At 38.3% G+C, this 24,097-nt stretch carries 16 protein-coding genes and 1 other RNA gene; 8 read left to right on the top strand and 9 right to left on the bottom strand.

Annotated features, from left to right (window positions below):
• Positions 1–369: 369 nt before the first annotated feature.
• The 3 genes from ACP6L2_RS01350 to hisD all read left to right on the top strand — a co-directional run bounded on the left by ACP6L2_RS01350 (position 370) and on the right by hisD (position 5,932).
• On the top strand, positions 370–2,934 hold the full coding sequence (locus tag ACP6L2_RS01350; protein ID WP_440507517.1) for a DUF5686 family protein: 2,565 nt from the start codon (positions 370–372) through the stop codon (positions 2,932–2,934).
• 849 nt (positions 2,935–3,783) lie between these two features.
• Entirely contained in the window at positions 3,784–4,635 is an 852-nt protein-coding gene (gene hisG / locus ACP6L2_RS01345) for an ATP phosphoribosyltransferase (RefSeq protein WP_344674366.1), read from the top strand.
• Between the two features lies 1 nt (position 4,636).
• Positions 4,637–5,932, top strand: coding sequence for a histidinol dehydrogenase (gene hisD / locus ACP6L2_RS01340; RefSeq protein ID WP_440507516.1), 1,296 nt, complete (start codon positions 4,637–4,639; stop codon positions 5,930–5,932).
• A gap of 50 nt (positions 5,933–5,982) precedes the next feature.
• Here the strand turns inward: hisD and ACP6L2_RS01335 are convergent, their stop codons facing one another.
• A complete protein-coding gene (locus ACP6L2_RS01335) occupies positions 5,983–6,906 on the bottom strand; it encodes a hypothetical protein (protein ID WP_440507515.1) in 924 nt (307 codons plus the stop codon).
• 211 nt (positions 6,907–7,117) lie between these two features.
• On the opposite strand from ACP6L2_RS01335, the gene ssrA reads away from it, so the two are divergent.
• The 4 genes from ssrA to ACP6L2_RS01315 all read left to right on the top strand — a co-directional run bounded on the left by ssrA (position 7,118) and on the right by ACP6L2_RS01315 (position 10,647).
• Positions 7,118–7,485: a transfer-messenger RNA gene (ssrA, locus tag ACP6L2_RS01330) on the top strand.
• Between the two features lie 55 nt (positions 7,486–7,540).
• A complete protein-coding gene (locus tag ACP6L2_RS01325; protein ID WP_440507514.1) occupies positions 7,541–8,716 on the top strand; it encodes a tyrosine-type recombinase/integrase in 1,176 nt (391 codons plus the stop codon).
• Between the two features lie 502 nt (positions 8,717–9,218).
• Positions 9,219–9,917 (top strand): hypothetical protein, encoded by a 699-nt coding sequence (locus ACP6L2_RS01320; protein WP_440507513.1) that lies wholly within the window; start codon positions 9,219–9,221, stop codon positions 9,915–9,917.
• A 13-nt stretch (positions 9,918–9,930) separates the two neighbouring features.
• Complete coding sequence (locus ACP6L2_RS01315) at positions 9,931–10,647, top strand: hypothetical protein (protein ID WP_440507512.1); 717 nt, start codon at positions 9,931–9,933, stop codon at positions 10,645–10,647.
• 264 nt (positions 10,648–10,911) lie between these two features.
• Here ACP6L2_RS01315 and ACP6L2_RS01310 read toward each other — a convergent pair whose 3' ends face one another.
• Positions 10,912–11,454: a YciE/YciF ferroxidase family protein gene (locus ACP6L2_RS01310; protein ID WP_440507511.1), complete on the bottom strand. Its 543-nt coding sequence runs from the start codon at positions 11,452–11,454 to the stop codon at positions 10,912–10,914.
• Positions 11,455–11,593: 139 nt separating this feature from the next.
• On the opposite strand from ACP6L2_RS01310, the gene ACP6L2_RS01305 reads away from it, so the two are divergent.
• Positions 11,594–11,788 (top strand): CsbD family protein, encoded by a 195-nt coding sequence (locus ACP6L2_RS01305; RefSeq protein WP_440507510.1) that lies wholly within the window; start codon positions 11,594–11,596, stop codon positions 11,786–11,788.
• A gap of 873 nt (positions 11,789–12,661) precedes the next feature.
• Here ACP6L2_RS01305 and ACP6L2_RS01300 read toward each other — a convergent pair.
• The 7 genes from ACP6L2_RS01300 to ACP6L2_RS01270 are packed head-to-tail and all read right to left on the bottom strand — an operon-like array spanning position 12,662 to position 23,916.
• Complete coding sequence (locus ACP6L2_RS01300) at positions 12,662–13,420, bottom strand: hypothetical protein (RefSeq protein WP_440507509.1); 759 nt, start codon at positions 13,418–13,420, stop codon at positions 12,662–12,664.
• A complete protein-coding gene (locus tag ACP6L2_RS01295; protein WP_440507508.1) occupies positions 13,417–13,722 on the bottom strand; it encodes a hypothetical protein in 306 nt (101 codons plus the stop codon). Before ACP6L2_RS01295 ends, ACP6L2_RS01300 begins: the two co-directional genes overlap by 4 nt.
• 1 nt (position 13,723) lies before the next feature.
• The gene (locus tag ACP6L2_RS01290) at positions 13,724–14,365 is read right to left on the bottom strand and encodes a hypothetical protein (RefSeq protein WP_440507507.1); all 642 of its coding nucleotides are present in this window, start codon (positions 14,363–14,365) and stop codon (positions 13,724–13,726) included.
• A 43-nt stretch (positions 14,366–14,408) separates the two neighbouring features.
• A complete protein-coding gene (locus ACP6L2_RS01285) occupies positions 14,409–16,736 on the bottom strand; it encodes an SGNH/GDSL hydrolase family protein (protein ID WP_440507506.1) in 2,328 nt (775 codons plus the stop codon).
• 14 nt (positions 16,737–16,750) lie between these two features.
• Positions 16,751–19,264, bottom strand: coding sequence for a hypothetical protein (locus tag ACP6L2_RS01280; protein WP_440507505.1), 2,514 nt, complete (start codon positions 19,262–19,264; stop codon positions 16,751–16,753).
• Entirely contained in the window at positions 19,264–19,773 is a 510-nt protein-coding gene (locus ACP6L2_RS01275; RefSeq protein ID WP_440507504.1) for a hypothetical protein, read from the bottom strand. The genes ACP6L2_RS01280 and ACP6L2_RS01275 overlap by 1 nt, the downstream gene beginning before the upstream one ends.
• Positions 19,774–23,916, bottom strand: coding sequence for a tape measure protein (locus tag ACP6L2_RS01270; protein WP_440507503.1), 4,143 nt, complete (start codon positions 23,914–23,916; stop codon positions 19,774–19,776).
• Positions 23,917–24,097 lie beyond the last annotated feature (181 nt).

Below are 24,097 nucleotides of genomic sequence, written 5' to 3'. Positions count from 1 at the left end.
TTATGACCCCATAAACTGCTTTTTCTAGACTTTTCGTATTGCCTGTTTTTAGCTACAAAATTTAATTTTTTGATAGTGCTAAAATAAATTGACAATATATATCTATAAAATGACAATATATGTTTATATACGTCAATCCTCTTATAGAAAGAATAAGCCAAGTTAAAATGACACAATAGCCATAAAACACAACTTTAAAGCCCATTAAAGCCTATATTTCATCTTTTAATTGTCATAAAAAAACAAGCTCTCGCCTTTAATATCAATAAATTGTCATTATGTAACTTTAGTTCTTTACAATGTGGATTTTAAACATGTTATTTGCATTACTTTTTGAACAATAAACGACAATAGTCAAAAAGTAATGAAATGAAAACATATATACTATACTTTAACTTATTGCTCGGAATGTTGCTTAGCTTTCAAGAAACATGGTCACAAGAAATGACCACTGTAACTGGAAAGGTACTGAATGCAGAAAACTACGAGCCTATTGCCTACGCTTCGATTACAGTAATGGGAGCGGATAGAAATTTAGTGACTAGCAGTAACCAATCGGGAGAATTCTCGATAAAGGTACCTGGCAGTTACAAATCCATTATGGTCTCTTATGTTGGTTTCGAATCGGAAGAATACCCCATCAAAGCCGGTGAAGCTCAAAACATACGGGTCATGCTCTTTCCAGCAAATAGCATTGAAGAGATTGTAATTAAGGCTCCAAAGCGTTTGAAATATTCCAACAAGAACAATCCAGCGGTTGAATTAATTCGCCAAGTGGTTGCTCACCGTGATCAAAATCGCCTTACAGGTCAGAAATTAGCTGAATTTGACCAATATGAGAAAATCAGCTTAGGACTGAGTAACCTGGATGGAAAATTCAAGAACAAGAAAGTATTCAAGAACTACCAGTTTTTATTCCAAGCTGATGATTCTGTAGAAAACAGCTATGTGCTGCCTGCTTATATGGAGGAAAAATTTTCCAAGGTCTACTATCGTAAAGACCCGAACGCGAAGAAACAATATGTTTTAGCCGAACGTAAAGCAGAATTTGACCCAAAATTTGTAGATAATGATGGATTAAGCAAGTATTTCAATAGGTTATATGATGAGGTGGAAATCTATGATAACAACATCACGATCTTGACCAATCAATTCTTAAGTCCTATCGCCAATGCGGCTCCAACGTTTTATCGTTTTTACATTACCGATACCATCAAAACGGTATCACCTATGTTGGTGGAATTAAGCTTTTTCCCAAGGAATAAAACTGATCTACTTTTTAAAGGCAAGCTTTATGTGACTCTAGATGGTAATTATGCCGTTCAAAAAGCACAGATGACCATCAATAAGGATGCGAACATCAACTTTGTAAGAGATCTTAATATTGAGTTGGGATTTGAAAAAAATGCTGAGAATAAATTCTATTTAAATAAATCGAGCTTAGGAATTGATTTTGCCTTAACAGACAAGGGAAAAGGAATCCGAGGTAAACGCGTTGTTTTAATCAACAACTACCAAAACGGCTTAGAAAGACCGGATAGTATATATCAGGTTCCAGATAAATACATCGTTAAGCAAGTTGAAGAAGAGCCTTTAAAAGAAGAAAGCTATTGGGCGACTTTACGACCTGAACCTTTGCAAAGGTCCGAACGCATGATATATGAAAACATTGATAGCCTTCAGCATATGCCTTCCTTCCGTACTTTAATGGATATTGGTGCATTGGTATTCTCGGGTTATAAACAAGCTGGTCCGGTTGAAATTGGCCCTGTAAACACCTTTTATTCTTACAATCCTGTGGAAGGATTCCGTCTACGTGTCGGAGGTAGAACGACGGAATTGTTAAGTAAACGATTCTACATGGAGGGATATGGAGCTTATGGTTTTGAAGACAAAAAATGGAAATACTTCTTAAGTGGAACATACTCTTTAAACAATAAGTCGATCTATAAATTCCCGCAACATTATGTTCGTGTATCGGCATCTTATGACACCAAAATCCCAGGACAGAATTTAGAGTTTATCCAAGAGGATAACGTATTGCTATCTTTCAAACGTGGAGAAAACCAGAGCTACTTGTACAATCATGTATACCGTGTGGATTACAAGGCGGAATTCAGCAGTAACTTCTCGGTAACCGCAGGTTTAGGTATGTGGAATCAAAACCCTGCAGGGGTACTCTCCTATCGTTTGCCACAAATGGATGGTGGATTCAAGCAGATCAACGAACTAAAGAACACCGAGTTCAATGTCGGCTTACGTTATGCTCCTCATGAAGAATATTACCAAGGGAAATTGTATAGAACGCCAATTTTCAATGCTTACCCAATCTTTAATTTCAACTATACTGCTGGATTAAAGAATTTATTTGGCGGTGAGAATGCCTACCATACCTTTACCGCAGGTGCATTTAAGCGCTTTTACTTATCACAATTGGGCTATGCAGACATCAACGTGGAAGGTTCTTATACCCTTGGGGATAATTTACCTTTCCCAGTGTTGAACATTCACCGCGCCAACCAAACGTACGCATATCAGCTGCAATCATACAACTTGATGAATTTTATGGAATTCATATCGGATAAACATGCCAGTTGGAATGTACAGTACTATATGAATGGTTTTATTTTCAATAAAATCCCATTGATCAAGAAATTGAAGATCCGTGAGGTTTTTAGTTTCAAGGGAGTTTATGGTGGATTACGCGACAGCAACAACCCAAGTTTGAACAACAACATTTACAGTTGGCAAACAAATGGTTTAGGCGAACAATCGTCCTTTACTTTCAGCAATAAGCCTTATATGGAAGTATCTGCTGGTGTTGCGAATATCTTTAAGATCCTTCGTGTAGATGTTGTAAAACGTCTAAATTATCTGGATCACCCTGACGCACCGCAATGGGGTGTAAGGGCAAGAATAAAATTCGACTTTTAAGTTCTATTGGTTTATATGTTTGAGGAGATGGTCTACGGATCATCTCCTTTTTTATGTTAAGGACGAAACAGAAGGAATCCAATTCATAGGATTCAATCATTATAATATAAGAACAGCCATTAATTGATCTTGATAGCTAGTCAAGTAATAAGCCAGTATTCTGACTACATAACTTAGCTATTCCCTCGTATTAAGCTCTAGTTTGCTTCGAGACTCTAACGGATTTTTCTCGGATCTGAATCGGATCTTGTTCGGATCTTGTTCGCTTCCAACCGAACGAGATCCGAACAAGATCCGAAGGAGTTCCGAAGGAGATCCGAAGGGTTCTCGAAGCAAACCCCTGTTAGAGACGATTAGACCACAGACAATAGATAAAAGAAGCTATATTGAAAGTAAAACAAATTACCTGTAAGCGATTACTTATGTCCAAGCATAAATCAGCTAAAGAACAACCGAAAACAATTTGATTACCAGCTTATTACAATATTTATTATTGCAATTGCGTAAAAAAAGATAAGTTTTTATCCATTGTATCCTTATTTACAAGCAAAAACAGGGATAAGATGATTTATCCTATGTACATTCATCTCAATTATGGAATTCCCAAATTCACGAGAGTTTTCTTGAATAAAAAACAATATTTAATAAAAAACGAATAATTTCTTGGAATAGAACATCCAATGTTTTACATTTGTGACATTATTAATATGTTGATCACTCGCACATACCATCACATTTTTCATCATCGCCATTGCGGCGATATGAATTAGTATGGCTTCTACGCGAAGCGAGAACTCCCCCCGGATCATTATTGGTATTAATAATTTACTTACATCAAAAACCGTCATTTTGAAAAATCTTAAAATTGCTATCCAGAAATCGGGTAGACTAAACGAAAAATCTGTTCTTCTATTAAAAAACTGTGGGCTAGACTTTGAAAACTATAAAAGTTCCCTTATAACTACTGTTGCTAACTTTAACTTGGAAATTCTATTCCTTCGGGATGATGATATCCCAGGATATGTGGAGCAAGGGATTGCAGATTTGGGTATCGTTGGTGAAAACGTAATTGATGAGACACAAGCGAAAGTTCAATATTTACAGCGATTAGGCTTCGGTAGATGCACATTGAAATTGGCTATTCCCAAAGACTCCGCAATCGACAGACTTGAAGACCTTAATGGCAAATCCATCGCTACCTCCTACCCTAATATCCTACAAAACTTCTTAGACGAGTATAAAATCCAAGCGGACATTCAAGAGATTTCCGGGTCGGTAGAAATTGCACCGGGATTAGGTTTGAGCGATGCCATTTGCGATATTGTTTCCACTGGAGGAACTTTAAAGAACAATGGATTAAAACCATTTGTGGATGTTAGAAGCTCGGAAGCTATTTTAATTGGTCGTGAAGGTTTAGCAGAAAACCCCATTATCTGTGAGCTTTTACAGCGTATTCAATCGGTACTACGTGCCAAAGAAACAAAGTATGTAGTATTAAACGTGGAGAAGAAAAATTTGAGTCAAATCACTGATTTACTGCCAGGTGTGAAGAGCCCAACTGTTGTTCCATTGGCTGAAGAAGGATGGGTGGCTGTGCATACTGTAATTTCGGAAGATGATTTTTGGGATAAAATCAATAAATTGAAGGCGGCGGGCGCACAAGGTATTGTGGTAATGCCTGTCGAGAAAATCATTATGTAATATGCTCAAGACATACAATTATAAAGAATTATCGACCGATCAACTTCAGCAATTGCTGGATCGAAATACCGATCCAAACCATGCAATTCAGGATACGGTATCTCAAATCATACAAGAGGTGCGCACGCACGGTGACCAAGCTTTAAAGGCCTATGCCAAGCAGTTTGACAAGGTAGATTTGGAGAAATTGTATTTGGATGCTGATGATATTGAAGAATTGGCAATGGGAATTTCCAGGGATCAAATGCGTGCTTTGGAAATTGCTTTTCAGAATATTTATAAGTTCCACCAAACGCAATTGAAACGCGAGCGCGTGGTGGAGACCATGCCTGGCGTAAAATGTTGGCGCGAGGTTCGACCAATCGAAAAAGTCGGTTTATATATACCTGGTGGATCAGCCGTTTTGCCTAGTACCTTACTTATGCTCGGTATCCCTGCGAAGATTGCTGGATGTAAGGAAATCGTAGTTTGTTCTCCTCCTCAAAACAATGGAAAAATCAATGGCTTTGTAGCTTACTGCCTCCGACTATTGAAGATTGAAAGAATATATTTGGTTGGTGGCGCTCAGGCTGTAGCTGCCATGGCATTTGGAACAGAAAGTATACCTAAGGTCAATAAGATTTTTGGCCCAGGAAACCAGTTTGTCACCAAGGCTAAGAGCATCGTTCAAGGTATTTCAGATGTCAGTATTGATATGCCTGCCGGTCCTTCTGAGGTATTAGTAATCGCTGATGATTCTGCTAATCCGGCTTATGTTGCAGCTGATTTATTGGCTCAGGCAGAGCATGGAAGTGATAGTCAAGCTATTTTGGTGTGTACTGATGAAGCCATAGCGAAAGCTGTTGAAAAGGAAGTTGAAAGTCAATTGCAAGTATTGCCAAGACGTGAATTGGCAGAAAAAGCAATGGATAACTCCTATATTATTTTGGCGGATAGCCTAGAGGAAGCCATGCAATTTTCGAATGCATATGCACCCGAACACTTGATCCTGGAAACCAATGAATGGAAACCACTGATCAATAAAGTATTAAATGCGGGATCGGTATTTTTGGGACATTTAACACCAGAAAGCGCTGGGGATTATGCCTCTGGAACCAACCACACCCTGCCAACTTCGGGGTATGCACGCTCCTATTCTGGAGTTTCGGTAGATTCCTTCGTGAAGAAAATTACCTTTCAACAAATTGATGAGCAAGGTTTGCAACAAATCGGTTCAACAGTAGAAATACTTGCTGAGCTGGAAGGACTGCAAGCACATAAAAACGCTGTTTCAATTCGGTTGAAAGATCAAAAATAACAAATCAAAAAAGGGAGAACATACTTACATGATCTCCCTTATTTATTGTATTATTTTTTCTTTTTGCCTTTTTTAGATTTGCTATCGTTGGAATCTCCAACAATTTTATGGTAAATTTCAGTAAAAGCCTTTTTCAATTTTTTCATTGTTTTGCCTTCATTTTTATCTTTTTTAGGCTCCTTTTTGTCTTTTGCTTTTACGTCTACTTTCTTAGCTTTTTTCTTCTTCACGTCTTTTTTCACCTTCACTTCAGCTGATTTATCTTTCTTCACTTTTTTCTTGTCCTTATCTTCTTTTTTAGCTTTTCCTTTAGAATCGCTTGATTTAGGAACGGTCTCCTTATAAGATGCTTCCTTTTCGATTTTCTTCGCTTCTACTGGACTTGGTTTTTCTGCGATCGGTGCCACAGTAGCTTTAGTCGTTTTCAATTTGCTACCTGTAGATTTTGCTTTTGCGGTTTTTGTTGCAGCAGCTGCTGGTTTGTTCGCAGCAGTAGCAGTTTTTGGAGTTGAAGCTGAGTCTTTAGTTGCATTCGCTGTAGTAGCGGTAGTTTTGGTTTCCAATTTAGCTGGATTTGCTGCTTTAGCAGGGCTGGCAGTTTTAGCACTTGTAGCAGGTTTTGCTGCTGCAGCTGGTTTACTTGCGGTTGCTGGTTTAGCAGCAGGAGTAGCTTTGGCTGCTGGCTTTGCCGCAGGTGCTGTTTTAGCCGCGCTAGCCGCAGGTTTTGCTGGAGCCTTAGCAGTTGTCGCCGGAGCTTTTTGAGCCGCAGCAGGGGCCGCTTTTGCAGCTGTAGTTGAAGTTGCAGGCTTAGCAGCTGCTGTAGTTCTCGTACTTGTCGTTTTTGATGCTACAGGTTTCTTCGTTACCGGAGCTTTTGCAGGAGTTTTTGCAGCGCTTGCTGGAGTTGCCGCTTTATCTTTTTGTTCTTCCACAGCAGTTTCAGTGGAATTGCTTTTAATTGTTGGTTCTGCCATTTCTTTTATTTATTAGTGTAGAAATCCGTTAATTTTTGACGCCTGAGTCCAATTATTTTCTCGAGACGTAAGCTAATATGCTCAATTAAGTTAAATTCATTGAGCATAAAACCTTGAATATAATCATTTTGTTTTCAAAAAACGTTATTTTAAACCAATAAATGCAATTTTAGTCGAAGAATATGATTACTTTTGTAATCCTACATAACTTGGGGTCGACCGGAATTGACAGGATAGCGATGGTTATGTAAGCATGCAGTGCATTGTTAGTCTAGCACTTTAATCTGAACTTTCAACTTTACAACTGGCGAAGAAAACTACGCCTTAGCTGCTTAAGTTAGACTTAACATAGCTATTTGTCCCGTTAGATCCTGTTCTTTGGTCTAACACCAGGGGCATCGAACAATAGAACTGGTCAGGGCGACTCTGCTAAACCCTGACGAGAAACAGCAGATACGGAGAACGGTATAGGTAAGCGACTCACCTTCCCTCTCCCGACAACTAAAGAGAAGCTAAGCATGTAGAAAGCGTAAATCATACTATGTTTGGACGAGGGTTCGAATCCCTCCGGCTCCACTTAGAAACCCCTGATAATCAGCTTGTTGGAAACAGTCCAGACATTTTCCGGACACTTATGCCTTCTTACAAGCTGATTAAATCTTATGATGCAGGTGGTGATATAACCAAAGAATGGTTCGTACATTACCACTTTTTAATTCCAAAAGAACTTCAAAAACCTAACGGTAAAAAATACGAAAGGTTTAAGGTTTACAACACGATCAATTCAATCCATAACAAAAAGGAACGGCTTCAGCAATTAAGGTTCGTCAAGGATTCCATAAAAGAATTGTTGGAAGCCGGCTTTAATCCTTTTCAGGAATTCAGTTATGCAGACAATTCCCAACACGAGAAATATAACATCTGCAATTGCATCGATGAATATTTGATTTTCGCAAAGGCTTCGCTGAAGAAAAACACCTATAAACCCTATGAGGATCGCTTGAATCTTTTCAAGAGGTATTTGACAGAACAGGCTATTGACTATAAACGGATCGATCAAGTTACCAAGGATAATATTTTCGAATTTGTAACAACATTTAAGACGAACCGAAAATGGTCCAATAAAACCTACAACCATTATTTGCAGGCCATCCATACGATGCTGCAGTTCTTTCTGGACAATAAGGATGGATACGTAAAAGAAAATGTATGCTCCAAGATCAAAAGATTGGGTGTTCAGAAAAAAGGAAACCTTCCTTTTAACAATGTTTTGTTTAAGAAAACCTTGGATTATTTGAAGGAGAATAATCCTAACCTGTATCAGTTCAGTAGGTTTATCTATTATTCCTGCATGCGACCTGATGCCGAGCTTAGATTGTTGCGTGTTGGGGATATCGACCTACATAGACGCTTGATACAAGTTCCAAGTGAGAACTCAAAACGAAATAAAACGCAATATATACCGATCGATGATGAATTTCTAAATATTTTATTGAGAATGAACCTTGATCGCTTTAGTAAATATGATTATGTATTTTCAATCGTAGGAACACCAGGTGAAAAGCCAGTTTATGAAAGTTATTTCCGGAAACAGTTCATTCCTGTTAAAAAAGCTTTGGACATCAATAACGGTGAAACACTTTATTCCTTTAAACATACTCGATGCATACATTTGGTGGAAGATGGTGAAAAGCTCCATAATATCATCAAATTGACTAGGCATAAGACCTTGGCCGAATTAATGGATTATCTAAAGGACATGGGTGTAATTCTTGGAGATGAAGTTAGGTTGAAGAGCAGGAGTATTTAATTTTTTGATTGAAAGGTATATTTTATGATTTAAGTATAATAAGATGATTTGCAATGAAAGACATAGTCTAAAATAAGCGATTGTGAATTCTTTAAAGCAGACTATGGTTCAAGTACCACTTATTACTATTTAAATATAAATTATACATCAAGATTTCAGTTTTAAATAATTTGTAAATGAGATTATTAAAATTACAGATGAATTAATAAAGAAAAATAAAAATATTTCTCTTTATTAATTGAAAAATTCATATTTCTTAATTTAGGAAATAATAATTAACAATCAGATAATAAAAAATTTAACATTTTTTAACAAGAGAGTTTTATAATTGTTAAAAATTACATTTAAACTATTTACAATTATGAAAAGGAAAACTATTTACAGTGTTATCGTTACATTCTTGGCAATCTGTTCGTTAAATTCATGCGAAAAAACACCTGATTAAAAGAGTGAAAAAACAAGATCACAACATGAAAGTATAACAAAAGTTAATACAGCAAAAGTGGTTTATAATGAAAAATCAACAACAAAGCTTCAGGAATATTTGTTAAACGAAAAAGTAGAATCAAATAGAAATAAATTAAGAAAAGCCATCAAAAGAAATTTAGAAATTGAGACGAATTTAAAAAATGAATCAAAATCAAAAGATACGAAAAAGGCCTCAATTAAAAAATATAATTCCGACGGTGATGATGAATATTCTGCAGATGATTTGAAAGCATTTTATATTGGGTATTCTTCTTCTGAAGAGTTAGATGGTAGAGGAGAAGTTACTTCTAAATGGGAAATAGTTAGCAATCGCTTCGATCTCTGGCATGTATACGGTACTGCAAAAATATCAAAAAGTTCTCAAATAATAACTGATTACACTTATACCAATTACGGTTATAGGAAATTAGGGTGTTATTATCCTATCACTGGAATTTCAAATGTCTCTTCCTACCTTTCAGGTATTACTTCTATTGCTGGAATTACTGTTGAATGGGAAGAAACATCATCCTCTTGTGAATTTGATGAAAAAAACGGTTGGGCGGCTGTAGACGGAATAATAACTGTGGGCAATGATCTCATATATACAAATAGACAGCCAATTGAAAGTGTTGCCAATTTTCATGCAGCATATTTAAAACCAAGTATTATAGGTAAAGACAATTATGGTCAACCAATTTATGGTGAAGATCCATGTGAAGAACATAATTAAATATTTAATAAGAATGAAAACTAGAATTTTCAAAATGAAACAGCTGTTTTTTTATGGTTTCCTTATTATAACAAATTTTTGTCACGCTAAAGAACAGGATTCATTGGAAAATTGGACCTATATATCTAGTTCTAAATTATTATCAGATATTTCCATTGACACGATCTATCAATATGGGCAATATATGATTAGGTTCCCTAATAAAACTAGTTTTATTAATAATGTTATTTTAAATAAAGAAGGAAATTCCAATAAAGATTCATTTATTAAAAAATTATGGAGAATTGAAGTAATAAATTTGTCTAAAGACAGTATTTATTTGTTTAATGATGATATAAATAATCCAAAACTTTTAAACAAATCATTGTTGAATGTTTCAAAACTGGTCGGTTTTAATATTTTCCAATTCAAAGAAATTCCACTAAAAATTAAAGAATCTATTGATAAATTGGATTATATAAAACAAAAAGTTTATAACAATGAAAAATGTATCGAAGTACAATTTCATGCCATAGATGGAACTATTTATAATATAATAATTGACCCGTCGTTAAATACACCATTTAATACTGATATTTATTTCGATAACAATAACAAGGTATCTGGTGCAATAGTGATGTTAAATTATATTACAAAAGATAAAGGAAAAATGAAAACGGATTTTTTTTACAAGAACTATATTGATAAAAAAAACATTCCTTTTTTTAATAAACTCTTAAACCAACTTTAATTCTTCAACAAAATTTCATAAAAGGTATTTCTTTAAAGATGCGGAGTTAGGTGCTTCGCATTTTTTTATTAGCATCGTTTTAAGGACAATCACCTTGTAGATTAAAAAATATAAAATTCCCCAACTTTTCATTAGATTATCCAATACTTGGACTTTTCTATACTCGTTTTATCATAACATCTGGATTCCCGCAGATGGCGATAATATGGATAAGCCTACTTTTTAGGGTAGGCTTCGGTAACTATAAAATAAACTAATCAGAATTTATTCAGCTTTGGAATTTAAATTGGTATCTGCAATTGATGTCAATTTTTCGTCGCAGGCCTTTTCTTCTTTTAATGTGGCCAATAATAATTTTAAGGCATCTTTATGTTCTAGGACCTTTGCAAATGCTGCAAGCGTTCCATAAGTTGCTATTTCATAATGTTCAACTTTTTGCGCCGCAGCGATTATTCCCGCATCACGGACAGCTCCAGGTTCTGTTTCTTCCATTATGCTTTTACCTTCTTCGAGTAGACCGGCCATTGCGTCGCATTTTTCAGCCTTTGCCTTTACGCCTATTGACTTAAATACATCTTCCAATCTGCTAACATGTTCTTTGGTTTCCTCCAGATGTGAGGAAATTGATGATTTGAGTTTTTGAGAAGTGGCATTTTTTTCCATTTTTGGTAACGCTTTTACCAATTCCTTTTCGGCCCAGTAAATATCTTTTAAACCGTCTTCGAATAGATCATTTAAATCTTTGGCAGCATCACTCTTTGCCTTGATCTTGGTCTCATTAGATGGAGATTTTGTTGTAGTTGCCATATTGTATGTTTTTTAAGTTTGTTTGTATGGTTAACACACATTATCCTTATTTGTTCTATTCGATTTAATAAAAAATATCTCCGGATTTAAAACAACTTCCTACCTTATACGTTATTTAATTACACTAAAACTATATAATATGGATTCATTAGATTTAAAAGGGCGTTGGAACGTTTTAAAAGGAAAAATCAAGCAACAATACGCAGATTGGACAGATGATGACCTGCTTTATGTTGAAGGCAAAGAAGATGAGCTGTATGGACGCCTTCAAAAGAAATCAGGCAAGACACGCGAAGAAGTTCAGTCCTGGTTAAGAGAGCTTGATAAAGATTAATCTAGTGTGATTTTAGCTACAAAAGCCCTACATTCGGTAGGGCTTTTGGTCTTTATTAGCACTTTTAAGCCACAAAAACTTTGTCAGTATCTTAAAATTTTATATATTTAAAATCATTCAAAAAAATCTAAAAAGATAGTTAGTGTATAAGTCATCGGCTCTCCCAAAGTCGATGGCTTTTTTATTTTATTATTTTTATTTTGAAAAAACTCATATATTAGTCTCGGTTAATTACCAATAGGTAATATGATTGAAGGCGATTACCTCCCAAGTTTCGCCTTCATATATTTTAGAATTAAAGAATTAAAACCAAAAAAAATATTGTTCAACAAAAACTAAACCCTCTTTCCGCTGTTATATGAGTACATTCTATATTTTTAGGGTGTTCGCAGCTAAAAGAAGAAACGCGCCTAGACAGTTGGGTGCGTTTCTGTTTAATGAAAATTATTAATAAATTTGCTTACCTTTATATTAATTAAACTTAGTTCTGTAATTTGTTAATTGGGTATCCGTCCCGTGTATTGCGGGGCGGTTATTAGATTTTTAATAGAAAATAATTGTTTTTAATATTGTCCTTCACACTGACAAACAATAAGAACGCTTAAATAAACAAACTAGCTGTAAATTATGCCCTACAATTAATTGTAGGGCATTTTTTTTGATTTAAACTTCGAATACTTTTTATATAAAAAAACCCTACACCGGGGAGATGTAGGGATCTTAATTAACCAATTGTTAACCTATGATGTTCAAAACAAATATACATTTTTAAAATAATAGTATTTTCATTAATTGTTAAAAAGAAATTCTTGTGTTCCAATATCCAGGATGAGTAGCTAGTTAACGGTCAGCCTAAAATTGGGAAGTGAAATATTAAAACTCCAATATCCTATACTTAACACTAATTACAGGCTTCCACTTACTGTCTGTGAAGTCATAATAATAACCTGCCCCGAACCTTGAACGCCCAACCGTAAGACCTCCATCAATTCCAAGATTGAGCCTATCCGTATAGAACCCGCTTGCGTTCACATCGACTTTTACATTGTCTGGCTTTGGCTCGATCTTAACCCTTTTAACGCCGTTTACAGTGGCCCTTGGGTCTGCTACCCAAAAGTCAATATAATGCTTCTTACGTCCTAAAAACCAATCCTTACGGCAATATTCAGCATAGTTAATCTCTGCGTTGTACGAGAAGTTGAAAACACCCTTTCCGAAGGTATCCTTTGGTGCGGTGAAGTCAATAGAAGTGTATCTGTCCTTATAGGAAAATCCCGTATCGTTCCTAACAGCTTCCAAATCCTTAGCGTGTACGGTAGCTGTGTATTGTCGCCATTCCTTGAACTGTTTTCGCTCTATGGATAGAACATTGAGTACACTATCAAGTTTTATTCTTGAGCTATCGCTTAACTGAGAGAGCGATTGAACAATGTTCTCCTTGTCCGAAATAACGGCATGCTCGAATCCGTCCTTGTCTATGTTCCTATTAACGTTGTTTACGGTCGCCTGTACGGCTTCCTTTACCTCTTTTGGAATCTCCACCCTTACCTCTCTTTCTCGTGGAAACCAAACGATCCTAATAACCAAAATGGCTATGATGGCTATAAGAAAATAAGTGCCTAAATTCTTCATTGCTTAACCTCCATTTTTAGGGAATCGATTACCTGTTCCCTGTTCTTGACCTGAGCATCCTTGAACATTATGGCGTTGGTGTACTGGTCTAATTGCTTCTCCAGCTTATCCACCCTTTCCCTTAAGTAGGCAATCTGATTCTTACAGTCATCGCTACGATTATCCTCAGTCGTAAACAATCTGTTCACAGCCGTTGTGAGGAGTGAAGTAACGACAAACACAAGTATCGCCAAAGGATACTTGCTTATTGTCTTGGCTTTTTTCTCGTCCAATCCTACGTGCATTTCTTGTTGCTCGCTCATCCTATCTCACCATATTAGCGTAATACGCTGTCTTGTTAATTCTATCATCCAGGCCATTTGTTCCACCGTTCACCCGCTTGCTTACCGATAATATGCTGCTGTTGGAATAATCCTTTGCCAATGACCATATTCCACGTGCATCGAACTCTTTTAATGCTGTTGAGAAATAAAACTCCGCTGTTTCGATAAGGTCCGGATTGTCGTAAAGCCTCTGACCACCGTAATTCTTGTAATCGGATCCTCCGGTACATTGCAAAGCTCCACCTCCACGGTATTTGAAGCCATCTCCTACTTTTATATTGCCTAATTCCTTAGCTTTCTTAGGGTTTCCCAATCCGTAGACACGTTCGGCCAAGTCCCATGGATTACCCGCCAATCTTCCAGCTTCAGCTACCATTACCTTTGCCGAATGCTTGCCAACTCCGAAAATCTGCATAATCCTTGGAGCTGTATAATTCATGTTCTCACGCCCGATTGTAAACCCTCCACTTTCATGGTGGATCTGTGCAAAGAAATGCACCGTCTGTACCATCGACTTTCCGAAATACCTAGCGAATTTGGTCAAGGTTTCACGCCCGATATTTCCATCAGGATCAGCCCCAACCAATCCCTGTAAATCCTTTATTCTTTCTGTTCTTGTCATCTTTATTCTTTTTTACCCCCTACCGAGATAGGGGGATGGTTTGTTACCCAAAATATTTTACAATCCCGATATACAAGTCACTCATTTGCTTATACCCAGCAGTCGATGGATGTACATCATCAATCTGTGTTTTAACAAGGTTTGTATTGTAGTTATCGATCGGTAAATCACTTGTTTGGAAATTATTTTCCGTATCCAAGAAAAGATTACTTGGAACGAGGTATATCTTTTCGGATACTCTTGACTCAAATTCTCTTAATAACTCAGACCACCATGTTTTTAGTCCCATTTTTTCATAGGCGGATTTATTCTGAATGCCTCCGGAACTAAGTAGAATAGCGGTTGCGTCCTGTTCAGCAGCTGGAGGAATGGTCATGGATATTCCGATACGGATATCGGCATTAACAGTCTTAACCGAATCAATAATGTAGTTTAATTGCTCAATCATTTCCTTGACCAAATTCCTTGCCTGTGTAATATTTCTACTATCTGCAATTGGATAAAGATCATTAATACCTAACTGGAACATGAACCAATCATTTGCTCCCATAGTTTGTCCGGTTGCCCCTAGATAATATGTAAAATCAAATCTGCTGCTACCGGGGTTTAGGAATGGATTACTGATGCCCGCTGCAGTAGGCTCCTGAAAATACTCTTTAATTTTAGCCCCACTTCGACCTTCATGCTTTGTTCCAGAAGGAGTCTGTCTAACACCCAACATTTCAACCTTCATCCCATTAGCATCGAAATATTCCTTAAAATGATCTACAATTACAGCATGATATATAGTGCTGTCTCCCAAGAAAAGAACCTTTCTCGTAATCCCGTCACCACTTGTAATATTGGCGGTTCTAATCAATATCCGTTTATTGACCAATTGGTTTCCATATTGATAGCCTCGAAGGAACAATTCATCTATGTCTCCACTATTTAACATTAACTTGAATTTCTTCGACATGAACCTTCCTGAATTGCAATGAGCATCAAAGATCTTGATGTCTTCAAAACCATAATCAGAAATGAAAGCATTTTTAAAATACAGAAAATAAGGCAGTGAAGGTAGAACATATACTGTACCTACAGCAGGGACTAACAATTCATTTTCTTTTTTTATACCTGTTGGCAATTCTATCTGAATGTTGTCTTTATTCTCCAACAAAACTGCATCCCTATATGGTTCAAATGATGTAACAACATTACCCGATTCAAGTTGCAGCCAATAGTCCGTGTTGAGGAATGATAATCGAACATAGTTCTCTCCATCTCTTATCACCGTGTTTGATGATGGGTTTTCTACTCCTGAAATAAATGATGCCTCGTTTGCTTCACTATATTTGGCAATATGCCTAATTAGAGGGCTTATTGTGTAGTCAACCAAATCCCCCACGTATATGAAGTCGGAAGCTTTATAGTTTTTATTAAAATCAAGAACACCCGTAATAGCATTCACAAAATGTTCGGGGGTGAATGTTTGTGGATTGATTCGATTCTTCCCTGTTGATTTAACCAACTTTGCCGTACCTCCTAGTATTTCATCTTTCAGTTCGTTGGTTATTGCCTGAGCCTTTACATCTGGCTCCAAGACTTTCTCGTATGGTACGAACCCTGTATATTCTGATGCCAATCCAAGATACATCTCGCTGAATGAACTAGATCCGCTCAACCTAATGTATTTTGCGCCTGCTGGGGATGTCTTTTCGGTAGGAGTGTTGATCTCCTGAAAAATCCCCGAAATGAACGATTCGACATTAGGCGCAGAGTAGTATGCCAAACGAACAACCTTATCGAGCATATACGCAGTACTTGGTTTTATCTCAATAAATTTTTCAGTTGCTTTATATGAAGAATTAGGTGAAAGTTCGCCAGTTTCGTCATTTACATAAAATTCATCCTTTAATGCTGTATAATCAACATAGTTTTTACCATGTGATTTTAAAGCTGTCTTATTGTAGACTTCTTCACCCGGTACTGCATTCTTATTTCCAATCGCTACAACTCCATTAACGGGTGTAGGCGGTGCGATAGGCAATTCCCCCATGTCCTTTAGGGACGGCACACCGCCAATCCATTCGATAATCCACTCCGAACCAGTTGTAGCTACCATGTTAGGCTCGCTGCCAAACTTGTATTCACCCGGACTTGCCTTTGACCATCTGTATTCAAGTGTTCCCGGAGCTACCAATAAAGTAGGCTCTACCGTTGTACCGCCTTGAAGGGACTCTAACTGCGCGCCCTCGATTGCAAGTATTGCCTTAACCTGATCCTTGGTAATCTTCTTTCCTTTTTGGGTACCGTTATCGACGATTATGTGGCTAAAATTATCAACCACATCGAACGCATCTTTCCAATCTATCTCTTTCTTTTGTGCCATTTCTTTAATTGTTACTATTCAGGAACATAAATTTTTACTATAATCATATTGCCTACCTGCTTGCCGTTCCAATACCTACCAACAAACACATCGAAATACCCAGAACCATCGGTCATTAACTGATCGTAATTCGGGGAAATTCCCGTTATCACATAAAATCCATTTGGGATAAAAGGCGATGCTTTAGTTGCGCCAACATGGTAGCCTTCGTATATTGAGTTTGCCGTGGTATTCTCGTTCGTTCCGGCATCGTAAAGGTCATACACCGTTTCACCACCGATATGGGCTGTTGTTGGCGAATCACGAACCGCGTTAATCTGCAAGGTGCTTTTTGCAAGAGGCTCATCAAGCACATCGCTTTCCGATGCGATTTCCTGCACCAAGAACATACCTTCGTTTCTCCAAGATTCTGGGGTGTTGGTGACATAGATGATTCCCTTTTCGGATGCATTCCAAACCTCGGTGCCATCTTCAGCATACCATGCCAATTTGTGCTTACCGTTAATAAGACCGAAAATTGCAGCGGTTTTTTGCTGTTCCAAATCGTAATAGAACCTCTGAGCGTTCTCACCATTTTTACCGATGCTCATATATGGAAGCATGAGCATTCTTGCTATAAGGATATTCGTTTCGATGGTACCACCCGAAATTGCGGTGAACATATTCGTAGGACGTATTGACCGACGATTCTCGATCACGCTCGTAAGCACCCCAAAATTGAAATACCAATACGCTGGATCTTCATCGGTTAACCGTTTGACCAATGACACGTCCCAAGTAGCCGCCGCAGTAATCCTATCGGCTTTAACTGAAATATAATAGGGCTTCATTGGCTCGAGTGAAGAAACGAGCAATGGTGCAATAGTCCATACATTGCCAATCGTCGGTATTTCGTAAGAATAGTGAACCAGACTACCACCGCTAAAGCTTGCCTTATTCGGATCGCTATCAAGATTCTCGGTTATGGTAACCCCGTCAAGGTCAAAACATTGGCTCTTTGTCCCGAATATCCCTGCCATAGCTTCGATCATCGGTTGCTGGAACTGACCATCGGGATCGAATACCATATCCCTAAACTCGTTCAATGCCGTAACACCAAGTCTGTTTAGCTCAATGGACTGATTACGGTACGTTGTCACTACCTCTTTGGTTTCCTTGATATTCTTTTCGACCAAAGCGATACGGGAATAGGTAATGTCGTGACCTACCTCGCAGGTGAATTTCTTTCCCTGTTCCAATAGCTCAGGGAAATTACCGGGATACGAGATGAACGTTACCCGTAGATCCTCGTCGATTCCGATCTCCGTATCCTTTACCCGTATCAGGTCACTTTCATTTGGGTAAACGGCTTTTCTCTTGGCATCCAATAGGTCGATATCTAAATCATAGACAGGTCGTGCGTTCTTATTGCTGTTTACATACTCTTGGGTTTTATTTCCCAATTCAAGCAATGCAGCATCCACATACGATTGTGGCATACGGATTCCCGAAATGAAGTATTTATCGCCAATCTCGGCACGGTAAAGTCCGAAGGGAATCAAACCTCCATTACTGTCCTTATTCGCTTCGTAGCGTATGGTCTTGCTATTGTGCTTATAGCCCAGAACCTTGAACTCCTGACCGTTCAAAGCACCTGTAAGAAAAACTATTTTCGGCTCAACCCCTTGTATAAATTGACCTTGAAGATCAAAGTCTATTGAGGTATCGGAAATGAACCAAGTCCCTTCGTTGATCTGCCCGATTCCCGAAACATTTCCATCGCCTTTAGGAAAAATGGTTTCATCCTTGAATACACCCTCACGAAGTCCAATAGCGGCGATACTCGCTAAATCCTGAACCTTACTCGTAAGCATTAGATTGCTGTGGCTATAATCAAGTGGTAGATTCTGATTTCCACCAATGCCGTATGCGCTGTTGACAATATTCAGGTTATCCACCGATTTACGGGAAAGACCGTACAATCCGTTGTCCTTTCCGTACGATAATTGAATGGTCGTTGCTTGACCGACTGTCTTTTTGATGGTAAAAGCCTTGCCCTTCAATTGCCACTCACAACCCGCACCCTCTGCTATCATATTGATGGCATCCCAAAAGTTAGTGCAATCGAAATCTATCGAGAATACGTCGACAACATCAAGCTCTCCAACGCTCCAACCACCGTCCACATCCTTGCTATTAAGCGATTCCAAGAACATGAACATGAAATCATCCAAGGTTGCCGTATAGTTGAAAATAACTTTACCCTCATCATCCAGTATCCATCTCGATAACCTATGTCGCAATCCCTGAAAGACTATCTGCCCTCTGTAATCGAACGAGCTTACCTTATCGAGGTCGATCGGCTTATTGACTTCCATCACCTCGCCCTTATAGGTCAAACGGTCACCGACTTTGATGTCCAATGGTGAAGATGAACGTACGTTAAAGACAAGATTATGCTCTCCCTGCAAACGTTTTGAAAATACAGCGTTCGCAAGGTCAAGCTCGACCACTTCTAAAAGTCCCCTATATACTTTGATCTTTCCCATTAGAAAAACACCTTCATATCAGTTATCATTATGTATTCGTTATTCTCGGTCAATAGATAGTCACCGCCCGTTGTCAGGTAATATTTGCCATCGGTAGGTTTGAAATTATTCTCCAGCTTCAGAATGAATTCGATGTACAGTTTACCATTCGACCAAACCGGATTGACGTGATGGAAAAACGTGCTATCCAAGTACCTTAGATGAAATCCCCTTCCAAGCGTATTACTGAATAAGGTAAAACCCGTTGGTTTCATCAGGATAGCCAATAGTTCATCCCTCTTATTCAGGTAATCACCGATATCGTTTGCGATCAGGTAACAGGAAATATTGTATTCCAATGCTTCGAAAACCATCGGTACGGTTTCGTCATAATCCTTTCCGTGCTGGTCAGGCCAATTATTGAAAAACGGTTCCTTTGGTTTGGGTAGTTTTCCAAGCTCATCATAGATACTTCCTCTTTTGAAGTATATGCCAGTTAATACCGTATCCTTATCGTCTATGCTGAACATCTATACCCCCCTTTGACCTAAACTTTTATCGATATTATATAGATGGCTTACTGCAACGTCCAATCTTTCGACCGTTCTTGCGGTATTCACCTGTATCTGATTCAAAGCAACGAGCTTACTGTTTGCAATAGCAAGTAACGATGCTTCAATCTTTCCGTTTTCCTTAGTGGCCAATAGATGTTGCTTGGTCACATCGTAGGTACTCCGGAACAATCCTACCAACTCACTTCCGTCCTGACGTGTAATCCTTTCGATGCTCGATTCCGCTTTTATGTTTGATGTATCATCGTTAAGGCTTACCCCCAAATCCTTTTGAAGGTTATCGAGTTTCTCCTTGCCACGTTTTTCGATCTCGTCCCAAATACCTTTTAAATAATTGCTTTCTTCGGCCGTTAAGCCGTCCTTTGCAAGTTCATCGTACTTATCATAGAATTTTTGCATCTCAAGCTCCAAGAACTCACGTTTGAACTGGTTCTTGACAAAATCCCTCATGATGTTCTGAAAGCCTTTTGAAAAGGCGTTTCCTGCATCTTCACCGCTATTGAAGAAGATTTCGCTCGAAAGATCAAGAATACCTTTAAAACTGATCCCCAAAAGCTCTTCTTTCAATTGATTGGTAGCATCCTTCCAAACCTTATAGCTGTCGATTATACTTTGAACCTGTGTTTTTGTAGGCTCATCAAGGCTTCCATCCTCAAGCATTTTATAGAGCTGGGTCAGATGTTCCTGCGTGATATCCTCGACCTCTGTAAATCCAAGGTCAATCCTTTTGATCGCCCCTTTTGAGATAAGGCCATCCAGCAACTTATCAAGGCCTAAAGCGTTTTTCTTTCCTGCATTTCGATTCTTGATAAGCGGATCTAAAAGCGGATCACCTATAAGACCATATTTCGGGGAATTATTGAAATCGGAAACATTCTTTTTAACTGTATCCTCAGAATCCTTTATAGCCTTATCGTATGCTTTGATACGATCCGTACCATAGATATCCTTAACTATCTGAAGCTGATACTCCAAAGCCTTTGTAATGGCTTCGATCTGTTTCAATTGATAGTCCTGGGCATATCTTTCCGCTTTTTCGCGTGCCTGTCTTTTCTTTTCCGCCTGACCCTCGAAAATGGAGATAATGCTTCCGACCACACCAACGATTGCACCAACAATAGGTAAATTTCCTCCCAGACCTTCAAAAGCCCTGCCTATGCTTCCTCCAATGCTGGATAAAGTCTTTGCCATATTGCCAAAAGTGGAAAGCATCCCCCCGATTGTTCTAAATGAATTCGCCAGGCTTTTATCAAAATTTAAGGCTTGATTCACTAGTTGGTCAAAACCCCCGATCAAGCTTTCAACCGTTTGGAAATTACGGTCCATTGAACCTCTGATTCCATCATCGAAAAACTTGAAAAACATTGCCTTTAAAGCAGTTTTTTCCTCTGCTGTAGCACGTTGCATTCCATCGATCAACTCATTGACTACTTTACGCCCATTTATAAAGGCACTTGTCAACATGCCTTGACTGGAATCATCGATCGCTTTAATCGCTTCCTTGAATTTGGGATCATTTTCGATTAAAACAGCTAGATCTTCTTTCATTGCTTTTTGAAGAACAGCTTTCCGTTCCTCGGTAGCATTGTCACCTAAAGCCAATAGAGCATCATCATATTTTTTACGAATTCTAAGTTCGGCTTCTCCGAAGGTCTCTAACATTTTCAAAGCCTCAAGATAAGATCGAAGCGTTTCATCATTCACTCCTTTAAGATGCTCCTTTTGCATCTCACTAAGACTTTTCAAATAGGCTTCTTCAACAGGAGAAATAGTTTTATTTACTTTTTTCGCTTCGAGACTATCGATTTCCTTTTGAATATCCTGATAGACATTTTTATATTTTCCTAGAAGACGATCAGCGGTTTCTTCATCGGTGCTTCTCTTGACATCCTGATACTTATTATAGCTTTCAAGGTCTTCCTGATATAATTTTAATTGCTTTTCGTTCTTTTGTTTTGCTTTGATATAGTCCAATTCCTGGTTCTCGATGTCGTCAATTTTTGATGCATCCACAGTTTTTTTATTCCTGGGATCGGCATTGAATTTCCGAACCTCGTCCCTTAAAGAAGAATACTTTTCCTTTGTGCTATTTATTTCCTGCTGGTCACGATCGAGTTGATTGTTCAACATTTGATTCTTAGCCTGATCAATATTATTTAAAATGGAATTATATCGTTCAGATGATTGAAAAATATTGTTTTCTTGTTTGGTTCCTGAATCTTTATTAATAGAATATGCTTCCTCAATTTTGGCGATTTGTTTAAGCTTTTCCTTATACTTATTTATTTGGGGATCAGTTGGAGAAAGACTTTCCATCTTTTCGGTAACGGCTTTCTTTAAGCTATCCAAATCTGTTTTATTGGAAACGGTTTTAATTAGGCTATTAAAATTATTGATAGGGTCCTTTAATCTTTTTGTAAATAAATCCGATGGGGTTTCCTTGTCAGCCACTTTCTCGACTCCGGTAATGAAGCCTTTGAATTCTTGACCGAATTCCTTTTCTAAGGCCTTCATCTGGTCTTTAAGGCTTTGCTTTTCTTGGTCAGCAATGTATTGATCACCCTGAGCACCTTCTTTGCCAAATCCCCAAAAGTTTTTGGCAGCACCAGCACCATTTACCCCAAAAGCATTCTGCAACGCCCTGCCTGTTCTGGTCCATATCCCTACACCTTCAATCCCTTTTCTATTTATTACATCAAGCTGTTCGGCAAGGGCATTGTATTGATCAAAGGCCTTTCTTGCAGAAGCAGCACGCCCAATCGTTTGAATGTATTGTTCTAATGTGGCATTGGCCTTTCCTACGGCAATTTCCTCTTGAGAGAAAGATGCAAGAATGCCTTTGGTTTGGGCTTGAAGTTTATCATAAGCCGCTTTTTTCTGTTCGGCTGATGCAGTATTATCCTTTAATACAGAAACAAGTTGCTGAATACTCCTTTTTTCATTATCTGCCTTTTTAGCACCTACATCATGAGCTTCCGCAAGCTTTTCCTGTGATGCTGTCGTAGCATCCGTAACTTGTATTAAACTATAGATCGCTGCAGTAAGTGCCAGAATTGCACCTGTCATGATAATAGCAGGTGAAGCGATCATTACAGCGTTTAAAGCCTTCATTGCAGCGGTCTTGGCTACAATGGCAGCATAGTGAAGCATCTCAACAGCGGTCATTCCAACGACCCTAGCGGCATTGAGTTGATGAAGTGCAGCAGTAGCAATCAAGGCAGCTCTATATGCCCCATAGGTAACGATAAGACCGGAAAGTACATTAAGAATCGTTTCGTAGTTTTCGATTAAGGATGCAGCGGTTTGAATGGTGCTGGAAATAACGCCTTCCGTATCCTTACCTATTTTGTTGAGCATCAAATCGAAGCCATCCCCTAACCTTTCAAGTTCACCTTGAATGGTCTTGGATTGCGCTTCCATCAATCCACCGAACATAGAACCTGTAGCGGTCATATTCTGAAAGGCTTTTTGAACCTCGGCAAAACCTACCTTTCCTGATTCCACAAAACTGTTTACCTGACTTTCACTTACATGAAGAACCTTAGCAAGCTCCTTATAGATTGGAATACCTCTACCTGCAAATTGACGAATATCCATCATATAGGCACGGCCTTGAGTTCGTAACGTTCCATAAAGATATACAAGGTCACCTATCGGCTGGGACACTCCAGAGGCTACATCACCAAGCATTCTGAGTTCATCTTTTACAGATGAAGCCGATGAACCATAAGCAAGTAATTGCTTGGCCGCATTGGCCGTGTCCTTCATCCCAAAGGGTGTTGTTGAAGCAAATTGCACAAGATCCTGCGTAAGCTTATCGGCTTTCTCCTTACTACCGAGCATGGTAGTGAAGGCGATCTCCAATTGTTGGAATTCTGATCTCACCCGTACAAGTTGCTGTATGAATTGTTGTGCTGAACTGATCGTAAAGAAAGCGGTTGCAGCCTTGGCAATACCGGCAAACAGGCCTTCCATTTCACGGCCTTTCTTACCGACCTGGTCCACCATACCGCCAACTCTCCGTTCGATTCGGTTGATGCCTGCCATCAATTCCGAATCACGGATAAACGCTTCCCATTCCAATCTATTTACTTCAGACATCTTAAAGGATCTTTTTTAGAAAATCTTCTTCCTCATCTTGCGATGAAACCTCACTGTTTTCCTTTTTTTGCGGGTTAGGAATAACCGATAATTCAGTTATAAAACTGTAATAGGAAAGCTCCCATAGGACATATTCCCTAGATACCCTGAAATATTTCCTATAATTGTTTATTTGTGCTTG

This window comes from Sphingobacterium lactis, from assembly GCF_051951495.1.
Classification (GTDB): Bacteria; Bacteroidota; Bacteroidia; order Sphingobacteriales; family Sphingobacteriaceae; genus Sphingobacterium; species Sphingobacterium lactis_A.
The sequence above is the reverse complement of the archived record's forward strand: the minus strand, read 5'-3'. Positions and strand labels throughout refer to the sequence as shown.

Excerpts from the sequence above, each read along its gene's own strand:
- ACP6L2_RS01295 (WP_440507508.1), bottom strand. The coding sequence starts at position 13,722 with ATGAGCGAGCAACAAGAAATGCACGTAGGATTGGACGAGAAAAAAGCC.
- ACP6L2_RS01305 (WP_440507510.1), top strand. The coding sequence starts at position 11,594 with ATGGATTCATTAGATTTAAAAGGGCGTTGGAACGTTTTAAAAGGAAAA.
- ACP6L2_RS01335 (WP_440507515.1), bottom strand. The coding sequence starts at position 6,906 with ATGGCAGAACCAACAATTAAAAGCAATTCCACTGAAACTGCTGTGGAA.
- ACP6L2_RS01285 (WP_440507506.1), bottom strand. The coding sequence starts at position 16,736 with ATGGCACAAAAGAAAGAGATAGATTGGAAAGATGCGTTCGATGTGGTT.
- ACP6L2_RS01315 (WP_440507512.1), top strand. The coding sequence starts at position 9,931 with ATGAAAACTAGAATTTTCAAAATGAAACAGCTGTTTTTTTATGGTTTC.
- ACP6L2_RS01270 (WP_440507503.1), bottom strand. The coding sequence starts at position 23,916 with ATGTCTGAAGTAAATAGATTGGAATGGGAAGCGTTTATCCGTGATTCG.
- hisD (WP_440507516.1), top strand. The coding sequence starts at position 4,637 with ATGCTCAAGACATACAATTATAAAGAATTATCGACCGATCAACTTCAG.
- ACP6L2_RS01310 (WP_440507511.1), bottom strand. The coding sequence starts at position 11,454 with ATGGCAACTACAACAAAATCTCCATCTAATGAGACCAAGATCAAGGCA.
- ACP6L2_RS01275 (WP_440507504.1), bottom strand. The coding sequence starts at position 19,773 with ATGTTCAGCATAGACGATAAGGATACGGTATTAACTGGCATATACTTC.
- ACP6L2_RS01290 (WP_440507507.1), bottom strand. The coding sequence starts at position 14,365 with ATGACAAGAACAGAAAGAATAAAGGATTTACAGGGATTGGTTGGGGCT.
- ACP6L2_RS01350 (WP_440507517.1), top strand. The coding sequence starts at position 370 with ATGAAAACATATATACTATACTTTAACTTATTGCTCGGAATGTTGCTT.
- ACP6L2_RS01325 (WP_440507514.1), top strand. The coding sequence starts at position 7,541 with ATGCCTTCTTACAAGCTGATTAAATCTTATGATGCAGGTGGTGATATA.
- ACP6L2_RS01280 (WP_440507505.1), bottom strand. The coding sequence starts at position 19,264 with ATGGGAAAGATCAAAGTATATAGGGGACTTTTAGAAGTGGTCGAGCTT.
- ACP6L2_RS01300 (WP_440507509.1), bottom strand. The coding sequence starts at position 13,420 with ATGAAGAATTTAGGCACTTATTTTCTTATAGCCATCATAGCCATTTTG.